Consider the following 14,552-nt stretch of genomic DNA (forward strand, 5'->3'; position numbering starts at 1 on the left):
TTCCCCCTCTGCGGAAAAATTCCATCACGATGAACTCTCAGGTGTAAAGAACTTAACTGTATTTATTAAAGTTGATGCGCCATGACGACTAGCGAAAGATTCCCTGTCATCCGACCTTTTGAGTTCATTCCGAACTCAGCTTCCTGATTGTCGGGAGCAAAAACCTGTGTGCGCTCAGAGATCTTTTTCTGCCCACGAACGCGCTTCGTCACAGTCACATCCATATACAAACCAGCTTTGCTGTTTTGCTTGGACTTGCGAGCCATCACTTCGACGATCGTTTCGCTTTGTCCGTCGTCAGAAAACTCGCTGATGTAAGCTTTTTTTCCAGACTTGGTCACTGTGTTGATTGAAATAGGAGAAGATCCTTTAAGACCCACGCGCATGTTAACTTTATATTGAGGAACAGCAGCTAATGCCGCTGAAGATATAAGAATAGAAGCAGCCATCATGCTGATGAAACACTTATTCATTTTGAACACGTCCTTGTGTACTAGAAGCCGAAATCCAAACAGCTCTAACAAAAGGATAGGGTAAAATTGTTTCCTAAGGCAAGCGGCAAAAATTATATTTTAACACAGCCCTATTTCGCTGCGGCAAAACTTTGCAGAGCCTCCTCAAGTTTCAAAACCTCCTCGCGCAACGGCTCAAGACGCTTTTCCAAATCAGCCAGTGCCTGCTCTTTCAGATTTTCATAACTGCGACGGCTTGAAAACTTCCAGGCCGGATGCTGGCGACAGGCGCTGAAGCTTTTCTTAAGATCTTCAAACTCCTCCTCCAGTAAAGCCGTACTTTGATGAATCTCATCCACAGTCAGGTCATTCAACTGCCCTAACTCTGCCCGACAGACCAACTCGATCCGCTTCAGTGATTCCAGATTTTGTTCAGCAAACACATCTTGAACCCGCTGCCATTTAACTGAAGCCCATTGCTGACGCTCAAAAGTTTCGCCCGTCTGTTTATCCGGATGCAAGATGCGTATTAACTTCTGATACGTCTCCCGCAGCTCCCCTGAACCTAGAGTCTGCTGGTCTTCAAGGGCTTCTTCGCGTTCGTTTTCTGCGATGATTCTTTGCATGAACTTTTTCAGATGCAGAGGCATGTTACGGAGATATCTTTGTTGATAGGCGGGATTGGCGGTTTTCCAGACGCGCCCCAAAAGACGCCAATCACCACACTTCATGGCAATCTGCAGACTCTCTCTGAAAAGACGGTATCCAGCCAGAGGCACCTCCATATGCTGAACCATCTTTCCATCATCGATATCATTCAGATAGTGATACACCGACCGAGCCCGGCGCTTAAGTCCACTTAACAGGGAATCGTCCTTAAAAAAGACTTCTGCAAAATCCACAGCAGCACTTTCAAGCGGTTTCCGACTTTCAGAGGACAACCCTGAATCCAGAGTTGCCGCATGGAAACGACTCTTGCGAAGGTTGTCGATGACAAACTTCCAGACATCATCGCCGGCTTGATACTGCCCCTCTTCCTCTTTCAGCATATTATAGGCCTGGTGCCGGGAAACCTTGGAGGTCGCAGCCACATGATTCAAATGAACTTCAAAAGTCGTCAAAATACGATGACGTTTCTCCAGCACCTCCAACTCTTGAAGCTCTTCACGGAAAGTCAGAGCATGCCAGTCCTGATACATGGTTTGATCACAAAGCAAAAAATCAGCATGATCTTTTTCAAGTCTGCGAATTTTCCTGATCAGCTCTGATGAAGCAGAAAACAAGTCTTTGCGTATTTTTTGATCATCTGCCACAGAGGGAAATAGCGGCACATGCGGATTGCTTAATCCGTCGTCAACGTTGTGTAAATCATGATGCATAAGGGGTGATTCACTATCACGCCTCTAAACTTCGCGGAATAAAAAACTCATATTTGCTTTTCGATTAGGCAATGGAAGCCAAAGCTGCCGGACCATGCTCGCGCAAAAGCTCCTGCTTCATCGGGCGATTATCCGGCCACACCAGAGATGGATCTTTTTTAAGCACTTCAAAGGCCGCTTCACGCGCCATCTGCAAAAGCTCCATGTCACGTACAAGATTGGCCATTTTAAATCCAGCAAGTCCTGACTGACGAGTCCCCATGAATTCACCCGGGCCGCGCATTTCCAGATCGAATTCAGAAATCTTGAATCCGTCGGTGGTTTTTTCCATGAACTCTGTGCGCTGCTTGCCTTCCTCAGAAACCGCGTAGCCCATAATCAAAATACAAAAGGACTTGTGCTCCCCCCGACCGACACGACCGCGCAACTGATGAAGCTGCGACAAACCAAAACGTTCGGCATGTTCGATGATCATGATATTGGCATTGGGAACGTCGACACCGACCTCGATCACGGTGGTGGAAACCAAAACTTGAATTTCCTGGCGGCGGAATTGGTTCATCACCGCATCTTTTTCGTCAGGTTTCATTTTTCCATGAAGCAAACCAAAGGTGACTTTTGGAAATTGAACTTTAAGCTTTTCGTACTCTTCCACGGCGTTTTTCAGATCGATCTTTTCAGACTCTTCAACCAGCGGATAGACAAAATAGGCCTGACGGCCTTTTTGCAATTGCTCGAGCATGAACTGCAAGGCCTGCGCTCTTTTGTTTTCAAAAATTGCGCGGGTTTGAATTGGACTGCGTCCTGGGGGCATTTCGTCGATTATCGACACATCCAGATCGCCATACACGGTCATCGCCAATGTTCTGGGGATCGGAGTCGCGGTCATAATTAAAAAATGCGGCGAGTTGCCTTTGTTTTTAAGGATGCCACGTTGTTCAACACCAAAGCGATGTTGTTCGTCGATGATAGCCAATCCCAGATTTTCAAAGCGCACTTCTTCTTCGATAAGTGCATGGGTGCCGATAATTAAATCAGTTTCGCCGCTGGCCAGATCCAAAAGAACTTGTTTGCGTTCTGCTGTTTTGGTTTTCCCAACCAGCAACGACACTGTGATTCCCAGCGGGGCTAAAACTTTTTGCGCGTTTTTATAGTGCTGTTCCGCCAGGATCTCAGTGGGTGCCATCAAACATGATTGAAAACCGCTTTCAGCCGCATAGACCGCCGCCATAAAGCTGACCAGGGTTTTCCCACTCCCCACATCACCCTGAACCAGTCGATGCATCGGATGACCTTTTTCAAGATCACTTTTAATTTCTGCAAAAACCCGTTTCTGCGCCCCCGTTAAAGGAAACGGTAGTGACTGTTCCAAGGCCGAAAGTTTTTTTCCTTCGTTTTGGATCAACGGCGCTGCTTCTTTTTGGAATCCGGTTTTTTTGGCTGCAAGAAACAACTCCAACCAAAAGAACTCCTCGAAAATCAAACGGCGTTGGGCGGCACTTTTGAATTCTGTATATTCCTGCGCTTTTAAGGGATTTGGATTGTGAATTTCGATCAAAGCATCTTTGCGCGCTTTCAGATCGTATTTTTCCCGCATCCACTTAGGCAGAGTTTCCTCCGGCCATTCTTCGATTTGCGCCATACCGGCGCGAATCAGTTTCATAATTTTGGCAGTCGCCAATCCTTCGATCTCGGTGTACAGAGGAATTAATGCATCCTGATTTTCCTCATCAGGGTCAATGTCTCGAATATCCGGATGATGAAACTCGATCCGTCCGCGGTATTCTGTCACTTTTCCAACCACGCGAACTTCGGAAAATGGTTTGAAGCGTTCAAAGTAACCTTTGTAAGGAACACGGAAGTATTTGCAGTGAATCTGCCCCGAGGCATCGCGCACCACTACATCGTACATCTTTCTGGAAGAGCGCCCCATGTTCACACCATGAACTGAAACTACCGTCGCTTTGATGCTGACAATGTCATTGGGTCTAAGACTTGCGATATTGCGCGCGGCACGCTGATCTTCGAAGGCTCGAGGATAGAACTCAAAAAGGTCCCGCAAAGTTTTTAAACCTTTGCGCGCGAACAGGTCCCCAAGTTTGGGACCCACTCCTTTTAAATACATGATTTGCGTGTCTAGACGAAGTGCCATGGCACCTCTGAGTATTGCGGGTTTTGACTTTAAGTCAATGGATTAAGGACTGGTCGACTCAGTGACGACAGGCGGAACCATCCTCATCATTTCATAGACTGTCTTTTTACTTGCTTCCCGTTCCCGCTCATAGAGTTTCTGCTTCAAATCCGTCGCACCATCAGCAACAAACTGCATCATGATTGCGGAACCGATGGCAGATTTTTTCGCCTCCGAAACTTGAAAGCTGGTGTAGCCATGTTTGCCAGCCACAGATTTTAAATAGTCGGACCGGCTTAAGTTTGCATTTTGAATGTCCGCGATGGAAGCATCCTTGACCCTTTGGGGGATCTTGGAGTTTGCCCGAATCATATCAATGGATCGATCCCGCACTTCCTGTGGAACTGCCTGCAAAAAGTCCCATTGGCTGCTCATCGCTTCAAATTCAGCCTGCAGTCGGGAGTTCACTCCTCTTGGCCGCTCCAGCTTTTCCAATTTCTGTTCCAACTTACTTGCCAGATGTCGTGTTATAAAAGAGGTCCGTTCCGGATATTGAACGACATGCTCAAACTCATGGGCCAAGGTCAAATAGTGGTTTACGGGAACATCGACATAGTCTTGGCCGATCAATACTTTTTGGGTAAGAATGTTGTACTGCCCCTTGGAGCCTTTTACAGTTTGAATATCACCCATGACGTTATCTGCATGTTTCTTAAGATATGAATCCAGCTTGGCAGTTCTCATCTCGTAATATTTTTCAAAAACCGTCTGCGCCTTTTGCTGGTCCGTCAGATTTTTATCAGCCCAAATACCGGCGGTGCTACTTTTGAATTTCTCTATATCAATCGTGGATCCACTCATGACATTCTTGGCGATGTGATCATCACGCTTGGCCGCTTTGGCAATACGCTTATTGTCTGAGGCGCGCAACACTCCGGCTATTTTTTTAATTTTTAAAATCGCAAGCCCCGCCGCCAAAGGATCTAAAACAGAGGCTAAAGCATAGCATCTGGCTTCCCACACTTTTTCCGGTCTATAGCAGGCGGTGTTTTCCATCCCCGAAGCAGTCATCACTTCCTCAACTAAATCATCAACGGATCTTGTGGGAGCAGCTGGGTTCCCCGACCACGGCTCTATCCAAGTATCTGTGGTGTTTCCATTTTTCGCGCGCTTACGAAGTTTTTCCTGAAGCATGCGATACAAAGTTTTGGCGCTGTAACCATTCAGATAAACCTGATTCTGCACATCATCGGAGCGCAGTTTGGGATCCCGGGTTCCCAGGATTTCTTCAGGGGTGAATAGATCCGCATAAGGTCCCAGCATTTCGATTTTACACTCGGCACTGACACATTTTTTGAAAAAGTCTTCGCGGGCTTTAACTTCCGGCGAAACTTTCGAACTTCCCACGACAAAATCAATCGCACCCTTCACCAAATCGACAGAACTATTCCACGCACCATCAGCGCAGGATTCTGCAAAGGATGCTATTTTAACCGGCACCGGGCAAACTTCTGCGGGATCGCAAATGCGTTTTGACTTCTTCGCGTCGGGACGATCCTTAAACCATTCGTCACACTTTGCGGCTTTCATCTCAAGCTCACAGGACTGGATGGTGGCTTTCAGATGCTCGCGCGGTCCCACACAACTTTTAGCGGAGAATGTTTCACAGGACATTTGCGCCTGTACAAATGACGGCATCAAAAACGACAAAAATAGCCAAAGGACAGAAGTGAATTCGACTCTCATAGTGAACTATTCGGTATACTAACGCTGCACCAATAGAGAAAACTTATTGATACCATCGATGTAACCATCCGGCTCAGTTTGGTACTTTATGAGGAGCCTTCGGGCGCCCTGAACTAGACCAAGGGCTATAGTTAAATTGCGCAGCGGATTTTATTCCTAAGGCAGTGATTTGCTGGCAGAATTTCCCTATGACAGACACTCAATATTTCCGCATACGTTTAAGCACGATCCGCCCTGACAAAGTCACAAGTTTTGATATTTTTGTGCAGGTCGATGGCAAGTATATTTTGTATCTTCGTGCTGGCGATAAACTGTCCGATGGAAAGATTTCCCGTCTGCATGCCCGTGACACTGGTGATTCATTCTTTGTTCGCATGGAGGACAAGCAGAACTATCGTGACTGGGTAAAAGAGGAAATGAATTCCGACAAACTGGATTCCTTTGAGAAAGCCAAAATCCTGCGCGAGTCCTCTGTCGCATTGATGGAAGATCTGTTTGAAAATCCGGATGTGAACAAAGCCCTGGATGAGTCCCGCCCGATCATCACGGACTTCATTGACCTTATGGAAAACGCTCCAGAGGCGATGGGTTTCATGATCTCCTTGTCGGGACATGATTTCTATACCTACAACCACTCACTGGATGTCAGCATCTACTCTTTGGGTTTGGGAAAAGCCTTGGGTTATTCCCCGAAAGAACTTGAAGAGCTGGGTGTGGGCGCTCTTTTCCACGACATCGGCAAACGCAATGTCAGTCTGGATATCCTTTGCAAAAAAGGTGGCTTGACGGATGCCGAGTGGGAGCAGATGAAGATGCACCCTCAGTATGGTCTAGTTATTCTTAATAACCACCCGAACATCTCAGATGCGATTAAAGCGGCCTGCTTTGAGCACCATGAGTCCTGGTCTGGGAATGGGTATCCCCAACAATTGATGGGTGACGAGATCCACCCGTTCGCCCGTATTGTCGCCATCACCGATACTTATGATGCAATGACAACTCAGCGCTCATATAATGTCCCACTTTCGCCGATAGATGCTGTGACCATGATGAAAGAAAAGCTGGCGGGTCGTTATGATCCCGACATGCTGAAGGCACTGTATTCTGTACTTTTTAAAATAAAGGCTGCGTAGGACACATGAAACACGTTGTAAATTCTTTGGTATTGATCGCCTTGATTCCGCTAATTGCTTTGGCTATTGAGCCTACCAATCCCCCGGGAGTTTGCGATCGCTTTGTCGGTGAAGCCGACGTCAAAGCCTGCCAGGAGAAAATGCAAAAGAATGAAAATGTCGACTGGTACGCTGTCACAGTTTGCAATCTGCAAAAAGACGATCAGCAGTTCTGGAAATGTTTTGATTCCATTCAAGGTCAGGCCTTCAATCCGGCGTCTTTGGATAAATGCGGCGAAGAAACAGAGATGTCAGACACTCAACGTCTGACATGCATGGAGTCCGCGCGCGCTGATCGCAAACCAGCTTCGCAACACGCCAACTACCAATCCCTAAAAGTTAAAAAAGGCAAATAGCCCTAACTTGCGGGCTATTTCTCCAGGATGCTTCTGATAATCACAGCATCGCGTCCAACTATCTTTTTAGTTTTGATCTGCTTCGAAAGAAATTCCTTAATCTTAAACGCAGGCACCGCGTAGTTCACACGACTCCAAAGTTCGGGTGAATTGCTTCGGGAAATTTCATCAATTTCACGGGACGTGATGTGCTGCTGCCCCGCTTTCGGCCAAGTCCCTGTCCAGCCAATTGCGACAACCTCACCCGTTCCACGGTTCATCATAAGTGATCCTGATGATCCGTGCGAGATATCGCAGGCAATCGCAATGGACCATGCAGAATACTTTAAAGGATTGATCGTGTCGGGATCGTAAAGTAATCGCGCGTCTCCGGTTTGCGATAGAACACGACAGTCGTCATCAGCTGTCATGCGAGGGGTGGAAATTTTTAACGGGCTACCACGATCAGGGCTGGCATCCCCTGCGATTCCGAAGCCGACATTTATTAACGGAGTTTGAAATTCCGGAATCTTGCTAAATGCAAAATTGGAAGCCCTGCCCGCAACCGCCTTATCACCACGATCGTATTCCGCGGGACCCGGTTCGTCTTGTTCTTCATCCCATCCATTGATGTCATAGGGTTTCACGACCAATAATGCCAGTTCAATTTCGGGCCAGGCCCCCACGCAAGCCGTGGTATCGGTCCAAGTATCTGCCCCAAATACTACCTTGGGCGGAAACTGCTTACAGTCTTTGGGACCACCGACAGCGTGGGAATTCGTAGCCACTATGTGCTTTCCATTAAATTTACCCAGATAAATTCCCGAAGCTGCGCCCACCTGAACAGTAGCATCGTAGGCTTTCTTAACGATCGGGTTTTGCAGATCTTGTTCTGTGATATCCACCACAGACCATTCATCGCCTTTTTGATATAGCGCGACTTCTTTGGCTATTTGCTCGGGCGTAAATCCGCTGGCCAACGCAGTAGCCGAGTATAGAAAGGCACCGAAAAATATGGATTTAACTGCTTTGCCTGAGATCTTTTTCATTTTCTTTCCCTTAGCTTCAACCACGGAACGGTGGCCTCTCGTCCTAATTTGCAAAGATTCTACCAGCTCCAAGAACTCCACGTTAGTTTGCATATCCCACCAAAGGTTAAAGAACTTACGGGTTGCAAATTATTGTCACTTTTTAAACTTCATGTACCCCTCTGCCCGGCAGAAGTGTCAAAAATTGTGACACCTCGAGGAAGTTTTTCCCTTCCCTCGAGAGCCCCTCCCAAGAGATTGAATTCTTTGATAAAACCCTAGGTGATGAAAACTTGGGGTCTTTTTTTACAAACCATCGTTGTGACATTTGCGCTTTCCGGGTGCGGCTATGCTCTGGAAGAGATGGGTTTGTTCAAAGCCGGAGAGATTATTTTAAAAACTCCCAAGGTGAATGAGTTTTCTGAATCTCTGATCGACTACTACGTTGTTAGCAACACCGCTCTTAAAACCTGCCTTGACTGCCACTCCAGCAAAGCACCAATTCTGGATAGCGAAGCAAAGGTCTATGAGTATCGCGAAGACATCATGGCCACCGTTGAGACCGGCGACATGCCTCCGCAACGCAAAGGCTATAAGCCGCTGACGGAGTGTGAGCTGCAGATTCTGCGCTCTTATTTCGATAATAAAACCAACCAGCGCCCCCCTCAGCGTGTGAAGGAATTGTCTGCTTGCGCTGACATCCCAGCACCTGCGCCGACTGCAACACCATCTCCAACGGCATCACCAGTTCCTCCTGCACCTCCGATGCCTCCGGCTCCGCCGGCTCCTCCGGGGCCGCCAGGACCGCCGACGCCGCCAGGACCACCTCCGGCTCCAGGTGAGCCAACACCGGCTCCGCCAGAAGCCCCCGTCCCCAATCCACAACCGGATCTGGGACAATTGGAATTGAGCTATAAAAATCTGCGCATGGCCTTCTATGATGCCAAATGCTTGAACTGCCACAGCAGTTCTGCGGCTCGCCCGAAGGATCCGATGCTGGATTCCATCGCGAACATCCTGCTTGCGAAAGATTATGCGAATCTTCCGATCGCTGTTCCTTATAAAGGATCCGACAGTCTGCTATATAAAATCACTGTACCCGGTCTCACCGACAGCATCATGCCCCCGGCACGAACGAAGGTGCAATTGACACCGGCGGAAGCGGATTATCTAAAACGCTGGATCGACGCCGGAATGCCAGAGTAAAGTCCGGCGCGGTCATTGTTCCTTCACAGTTAATGCAAAGTTGAAGTGCGGCTTTTTGAATAGCTTCTAAAATGAAGTCATGAATAAAAAGCGCTTGCCTTGGTGGATATGGATTGTGTGCTTTGCCATTTTCCATATCAACACACAGCTAAACATTCTTTATATAGCGACAACCGGAACATCGTTTTTTAACTTTCCCGTGGCATTCGCAATTCCCATGACTTTGTGGTGGGGCCCCGGTGTACTGGTGCCATTATTTCTGAATGCCACTGTCAGCGCTCCCTTATGGGGAGCCACCAACCCTCTGCTTTTTCCCGTCCATGCTCTCCCCGAAACACTGCACGTCTTTTTAGCCTGGATTCTGGTCAAAGAAAGATTCCGACATGATGTGTGGAGTCCCACACCAAAAGGCATCAGCCTTTATACTGTGTATGGCATCATTATTCCATCCATTCTACTGACTCTGGGAGTACAGGGAATTTTATTAGGTGCCGGTGTCATCACCCGTGATCAGTTTCTGTGGACCAGCGTTTTGAATGTCATAGGTAACTTCATGAGTGGCGTGGTGATTTCACTTCCTATTTTGATTCTGCTAACCCCTTGGCTAGAGAAAAAAGGACTCTCCCTGTTCCCGGCAGAAGACATCGAGATGCGCTGGTTTCACCATCTGTCCCGACGTGAAAAAATCGTTATGTTCTCTTTGCTGGCCATCAGCCTGGCGCTGAGCTTGAAAATACCCCTGACTCAGTCCTGGTATGCCTATGGAATCATCGTTCTCTTTTGCGCCAGTTGGTACGGCTTAAAGACCGCGATCCTGGTCAACACCTGGGTGGCCTTTTTGGCTTTGGCCTTGCCCGTGGCGATGGGAAATCCCTGGCCCCAGGATTTTTCTGCGATTCAAACTCCGGCGACACTCGTGACTTTGTGCTTTTCAGCTTTGATGGCTGGTGCGGCAGTCTCTGGATTGACCGACAAGATCGACCGGTTGCGCTTTACTGAACAGGAACTAAAAACCGCCAAAGAAACAGCCGAAGAAGCCTCCCGCGCAAAATCAGATTTCCTGGCCCGAATGAGTCATGAAATTCGCACACCACTGAATTCGGTTCTGGGCATGCTGGAACTACTAAAGGAAACCAACCTCAGCAAGGACCAGGAACGATATTTGACTTTGTTCAGTCATGCCGGAGAAAACCTGAAAGCTTTAATCAATGACCTCCTGGATTTTTCAAAAATTGAAGCCAAGGCCCTTTCCATCGAAAGCACGACCTATAACTTACACAGCACCGTGCGCTCTGTTTTTGAAATTCTGCAAATCAAAGCCGAGGAAAAAGGTCTTAACTTTCAATTGCAAATTGATCCCCAGGTCCCACTATATCAGCGTGGTGATCCCACCCGTTTACGTCAGGTTCTATTTAACTTGATCGGAAATGCCCTGAAATTCACCGAAGAAGGTGAAGTTGAAATTTATGTGGGCGTGGAAAATCCAGACTCCCCGGAAGCACAACTGTTATTGGAAATTCGTGATACTGGCATCGGTATTCCCCGCGACAAACAAAGCAGTCTGTTTTCTCCGTTCTTCCAGGCGGAAGAAACCACCACACGACGTTACGGCGGCACCGGACTGGGGCTGGTCATCTCCAAAAATCTGGTGGAGATTATGGGCGGAAAGCTGGAACTTCGCAGCCTCTCAGGGCGCGGCACCACTTTCAGAATTCTGCTTCCACATCGTCCCGAAACTGTGGCGGCCACCGAAGTCAAACCCACCACGGCACCCAATTGGGCCGAACAATTCAAAGGCAGAGTATTTTCCTTGCTGCTGGTTGATGACTCCCAGGACAACCGCCTGCTTTTAACTCACTACTTAAAGAATCAACCGTTCACATTTACCGAAGCCGTGAATGGAAAAGAAGCCGTTGATAAATTCAAAGAAGGAAAATTCGATTTCATTTTCATGGATATGCAGATGCCCATTATGTCTGGATACAAAGCCACAGAGTTGATCCGTCACTATGAAAAAGAGAATCGACTGGGCCACACACCGATCATCGCCCTGACGGCCACCGCAGTCCTTGAGGACTTACAACGAACCCTGGTCGCAGGTTGCGACATGTATATGGTAAAACCGGTTAAGAAAGCGGAAGTTCTGGATACTTTGACTCACATCCTGACGACGAAACTTCCAACCAGAGAAGCCCCTAAGGAGCGACCGCCGGAGCCGCCCTCTTTAAATATCTGAACATTCAGGTCAGCACGCACTCTGTGCTGATCTTGCAGTTCCTGATAAAAAGCCTGCTCTGTTTGCAAATCAGGAAATTCACAGACAATGGTAAAATCCGATTCAATAGGACGATGGTATTCGATCACACCTTTGGCAATGACGATATTTTCCGTGTCGATATGATAAGCTTTAAGCCCGGCCAAAACCAGGGCATAGGCGCTAAGCACTCCGGTCGCATAAAGGCTTCCGCCGAAGGCCGTACCCTTGTGATTTAAGTTTTTTTCCAGGGACACATTGAACACAACTCTATGGGAATTCAGTTCCGCAACTGTGATTCCCAGGTGTTCGTAAAGTTTGATTTTGTCAGACAGTACTTGAATAAAATCCTGAGCGTCTATTTCCATTGCTCATAGCCCCCGGCAAAATTCACACTTTGACGGTAGCCCATTTCACGCAATGCAAAGGTCACAGCTCCGGAGCGCACACCGTGATTGCTGATCACCATGATGATTTTATCCTGGGTGATCCCTTTGGATTCCAGTTTTTTTGCAATGTCTTTGGAAACTGCGTTGGATTCGGTAAAGAACTCTTTCCACTCAATTTGCACGACTGGTGTCTTTACATTCTTATATTTGGACAGGTTATTGATACCGTACTCTGCAGAAGAGCGCACATCCAGAATCACGACTTTGGATTTGGCTTCGTTGAAGTTCATTCCAAACAAGGAACTTACCGGCAGATCCATGGCCTTTTTGCTTTTCTTTTTACCGGTCATTTTCAGCGGCGAAAGTTTGTGAGTCGCATAGGCTTTGAAGTTTTTTGAATCAATGAACAAAGACTCATCCACCACGGGCTTCCACATTGGTTTATTTTTAACCAAGGGCTCGTCGCCTTTTGGATTCATGGAACGCGCCACCGTGTACAGTGCCGTGTGAACGTTCTTTACACCCAAGACTTCCAGAGTCCAGGCGATACGCCCTTCTTCACCAGCTCCCAATGATCCTTTACCCAGAATCACGACTTTTGAATCCGGATCAATTCCAATCAAAGATAAACGACGGGCCATCGCAAACAAATCATCCTGAAGGACACCACGGGAGTTCGGATCCTGGGCGGAAAAATCCTCCCAACGAACATTGATCGCACCCGGAACATGAGAAAGGTTAAATTCAAACGGAGGACGAACATCCAAAATAACCGGACTCCCCTCCATCAGTCTTTCCGGAGCCCCCACCACACCCGTTTCAGATGTGACAATCGTGGGTTTTGTTTGGCAGGCCACCAAAGCCAGAGCCATCATCAATGCGCCGATAATAAACTTCATAGGACCTCCAGAAAAACAAAAGGGAGCTTATCGCTCCCTTTATGTTACTCCGACGAAGTCGGAGTGTAAGCAATTTACTTCGTAATTCTCATCGTCGGGAAGAAAATGATGTCTCGGATAGACGGTCTGTCTGTCAGAATCATTACGATACGTTCAATACCCAAGCCTACCCCCCCTGTTGGAGGCATACCTGCATCGATGGCCAACAAGAAATCTTCATCCATTGGATGAGCTTCTTCGTCCGTACCACGAGATGCCTCTTGTTCTTTCAAACGCGCCAATTGGTCTTCCGGATCATTCAACTCTGAGTAGGAGTTACCGATTTCCATGCAAGCTGCGAATGGCTCAAAACGCTCTACCAGACGATCATCACCGCGGTGAATTTTCGTCAATGGAGAGATTTCCTTCGGGTGGTCCATAACAAAAGTCGGCTGCCACAAGTGTTGTTCTGCTGTTAGCTCGAACAACTCCATGATCATTTCGCCGCGTTTACCTGGAACATCCAGGTCGCCGCCCATTTTGTTAACCGCTTCGAAAAGCTCCTGATCGGTTGCCTTATCCGGATCGATCTTTGCGTATTCGCGAACACCGTCGTGAACCGTCAAACGTCTCCATGGAGGCGTGAAATCGATTTCCTTACCTTGGTAAGAAACCTTCATGCTGCCCGTGATTTTCAACGCCAATTGAGAAACAAGTTCCTCGAATTGATCCATTTGATAATTGTAGTCTGTGTAAGCCTCGTAGAACTCAAGTAGAGAGAACTCAGGATTGTGAGTTCTGTCGATACCTTCGTTACGGAAGTTTTTGGAGATTTCGTAAACTTTCTCGAAGCCGCCCACCAAAAGACGTTTCAAGTAAAGCTCTGGCGAAATTCTCATATACAACTTCATGTCCAATGCTTTGTGGTGAGTTGTGAACGGAGTCGCCGCTGCACCACCATAGATTGGCTGAAGTGTTGGAGTTTCAACTTCCATAAAACCGCGAGCGTCCAAGAACTTACGGATTTCAGAGATGATTTTAGAACGAGTTACGAAAACTTTGCGAGAATCAGCATCCGTCATCAAATCCAAGTGTCTGTGACGGTACTTGATCTCAACGTCTTGCACACCATGGAATTTCTCTGGCAATGGCTCAATTGTTTTTGTCAAAATTTCGAAGTGCTTTAGGTAAATGGAGAATTCACCCTTTTGGGATTTGAAAACGTAACCTTCAACACCCACAATGTCGCCAAGGTCCACCAGATCAAATGCGGCTTTTTCTTTCTCTGCCAACTCTTCTGTTTTTACGTAAACTTGAACAGTCCCTGATTGGTCCTGAACGTTGAAGAAGCAAGCCTTACCCATCGCACGCAAAGTCATCAAACGACCCGCAATACGGTATACAGATTCAGGCTTCTTTTCGCCCGCTTGCAAACCGGCCGCGTGTTTTTCCACGATCTCAGCGATCGCCGTTTTATTTTCAAACGTGTATGGATATGGATTAATGCCCTTCTCGCGAAGAGCATGCAATTTTTTACGTTTTTCCGCGCGAAGCGCGTTTTCTTGAATCGACATATTTTCCA

Annotated in this window: 12 protein-coding genes; 4 read left to right on the top strand and 8 right to left on the bottom strand. The window is 47.5% G+C overall.

All coding sequences use genetic code 11. From position 1 onward, the window contains the following. Positions 1-65: 65 nt before the first annotated feature. The 4 genes from ACLVWR_RS17465 to ACLVWR_RS17480 all read right to left on the bottom strand — a co-directional run bounded on the left by ACLVWR_RS17465 (position 66) and on the right by ACLVWR_RS17480 (position 5,660). Positions 66-473 (bottom strand): hypothetical protein, encoded by a 408-nt coding sequence (locus ACLVWR_RS17465; protein WP_413581871.1) that lies wholly within the window; start codon positions 471-473, stop codon positions 66-68. Positions 474-583: 110 nt separating this feature from the next. Beyond that, the gene (locus ACLVWR_RS17470) at positions 584-1,831 is read right to left on the bottom strand and encodes a hypothetical protein (RefSeq protein ID WP_413581872.1); all 1,248 of its coding nucleotides are present in this window, start codon (positions 1,829-1,831) and stop codon (positions 584-586) included. 64 nt (positions 1,832-1,895) lie between these two features. Then, positions 1,896-3,983 (bottom strand): ATP-dependent DNA helicase RecG, encoded by a 2,088-nt coding sequence (gene recG / locus ACLVWR_RS17475; protein WP_413581873.1) that lies wholly within the window; start codon positions 3,981-3,983, stop codon positions 1,896-1,898. Between the two features lie 42 nt (positions 3,984-4,025). Continuing rightward, a complete protein-coding gene (locus tag ACLVWR_RS17480; RefSeq protein WP_413581874.1) occupies positions 4,026-5,660 on the bottom strand; it encodes a hypothetical protein in 1,635 nt (544 codons plus the stop codon). Positions 5,661-5,896: 236 nt separating this feature from the next. On the opposite strand from ACLVWR_RS17480, the gene ACLVWR_RS17485 reads away from it, so the two are divergent. Together ACLVWR_RS17485 and ACLVWR_RS17490 are read left to right on the top strand one after the other, a co-directional pair. After that, positions 5,897-6,841 (top strand): HD-GYP domain-containing protein, encoded by a 945-nt coding sequence (locus tag ACLVWR_RS17485; RefSeq protein WP_413581875.1) that lies wholly within the window; start codon positions 5,897-5,899, stop codon positions 6,839-6,841. A gap of 5 nt (positions 6,842-6,846) precedes the next feature. Next, positions 6,847-7,236 (top strand): hypothetical protein, encoded by a 390-nt coding sequence (locus tag ACLVWR_RS17490; RefSeq protein WP_413581876.1) that lies wholly within the window; start codon positions 6,847-6,849, stop codon positions 7,234-7,236. Positions 7,237-7,250: 14 nt separating this feature from the next. On the opposite strand, the gene ACLVWR_RS17495 is transcribed toward ACLVWR_RS17490, so the two are convergent. After that, positions 7,251-8,264, bottom strand: coding sequence for a trypsin-like peptidase domain-containing protein (locus ACLVWR_RS17495; protein ID WP_413581877.1), 1,014 nt, complete (start codon positions 8,262-8,264; stop codon positions 7,251-7,253). Positions 8,265-8,525: 261 nt separating this feature from the next. Here ACLVWR_RS17495 and ACLVWR_RS17500 point away from each other — a divergent pair, with 261 nt between their 5' ends. Together ACLVWR_RS17500 and ACLVWR_RS17505 are read left to right on the top strand one after the other, a co-directional pair. After that, positions 8,526-9,449 carry a hypothetical protein gene (locus ACLVWR_RS17500; RefSeq protein ID WP_413581878.1) on the top strand — a complete coding sequence of 308 codons (924 nt, stop codon included), beginning with the start codon at positions 8,526-8,528 and terminating at the stop codon, positions 9,447-9,449. A gap of 79 nt (positions 9,450-9,528) precedes the next feature. Further along, positions 9,529-11,685: an ATP-binding protein gene (locus ACLVWR_RS17505; RefSeq protein ID WP_413581879.1), complete on the top strand. Its 2,157-nt coding sequence runs from the start codon at positions 9,529-9,531 to the stop codon at positions 11,683-11,685. Here ACLVWR_RS17505 and ACLVWR_RS17510 read toward each other — a convergent pair. From ACLVWR_RS17510 to lysS, 3 genes are all read right to left on the bottom strand, one after another. Beyond that, positions 11,607-12,071: a YiiD C-terminal domain-containing protein gene (locus ACLVWR_RS17510; RefSeq protein ID WP_413581880.1), complete on the bottom strand. Its 465-nt coding sequence runs from the start codon at positions 12,069-12,071 to the stop codon at positions 11,607-11,609. The genes ACLVWR_RS17505 and ACLVWR_RS17510 overlap by 79 nt on opposite strands. Next, entirely contained in the window at positions 12,062-12,991 is a 930-nt protein-coding gene (locus tag ACLVWR_RS17515) for a sulfurtransferase (protein WP_413581881.1), read from the bottom strand. The genes ACLVWR_RS17510 and ACLVWR_RS17515 overlap by 10 nt, the downstream gene beginning before the upstream one ends. A 74-nt stretch (positions 12,992-13,065) precedes the next feature. Beyond that, positions 13,066-14,544: a lysine--tRNA ligase gene (gene lysS, locus ACLVWR_RS17520; protein ID WP_413581882.1), complete on the bottom strand. Its 1,479-nt coding sequence runs from the start codon at positions 14,542-14,544 to the stop codon at positions 13,066-13,068. Positions 14,545-14,552 lie beyond the last annotated feature (8 nt).

The sequence above is a fragment of the Bdellovibrio sp. HCB288 genome, from assembly GCF_047305935.1.
Lineage (GTDB): Bacteria > Bdellovibrionota > Bdellovibrionia > Bdellovibrionales > Bdellovibrionaceae > Bdellovibrio.

Excerpts from the sequence above, each read along its gene's own strand:
- ACLVWR_RS17465 (WP_413581871.1), bottom strand. The coding sequence starts at position 473 with ATGAATAAGTGTTTCATCAGCATGATGGCTGCTTCTATTCTTATATCT.
- ACLVWR_RS17470 (WP_413581872.1), bottom strand. The coding sequence starts at position 1,831 with ATGCATCATGATTTACACAACGTTGACGACGGATTAAGCAATCCGCAT.
- recG (WP_413581873.1), bottom strand. The coding sequence starts at position 3,983 with ATGGCACTTCGTCTAGACACGCAAATCATGTATTTAAAAGGAGTGGGT.
- ACLVWR_RS17480 (WP_413581874.1), bottom strand. The coding sequence starts at position 5,660 with ATGCCGTCATTTGTACAGGCGCAAATGTCCTGTGAAACATTCTCCGCT.
- ACLVWR_RS17485 (WP_413581875.1), top strand. The coding sequence starts at position 5,897 with ATGACAGACACTCAATATTTCCGCATACGTTTAAGCACGATCCGCCCT.
- ACLVWR_RS17490 (WP_413581876.1), top strand. The coding sequence starts at position 6,847 with ATGAAACACGTTGTAAATTCTTTGGTATTGATCGCCTTGATTCCGCTA.
- ACLVWR_RS17495 (WP_413581877.1), bottom strand. The coding sequence starts at position 8,264 with ATGAAAAAGATCTCAGGCAAAGCAGTTAAATCCATATTTTTCGGTGCC.
- ACLVWR_RS17505 (WP_413581879.1), top strand. The coding sequence starts at position 9,529 with ATGAATAAAAAGCGCTTGCCTTGGTGGATATGGATTGTGTGCTTTGCC.
- ACLVWR_RS17510 (WP_413581880.1), bottom strand. The coding sequence starts at position 12,071 with ATGGAAATAGACGCTCAGGATTTTATTCAAGTACTGTCTGACAAAATC.
- ACLVWR_RS17515 (WP_413581881.1), bottom strand. The coding sequence starts at position 12,991 with ATGAAGTTTATTATCGGCGCATTGATGATGGCTCTGGCTTTGGTGGCC.
- lysS (WP_413581882.1), bottom strand. The coding sequence starts at position 14,544 with ATGTCGATTCAAGAAAACGCGCTTCGCGCGGAAAAACGTAAAAAATTG.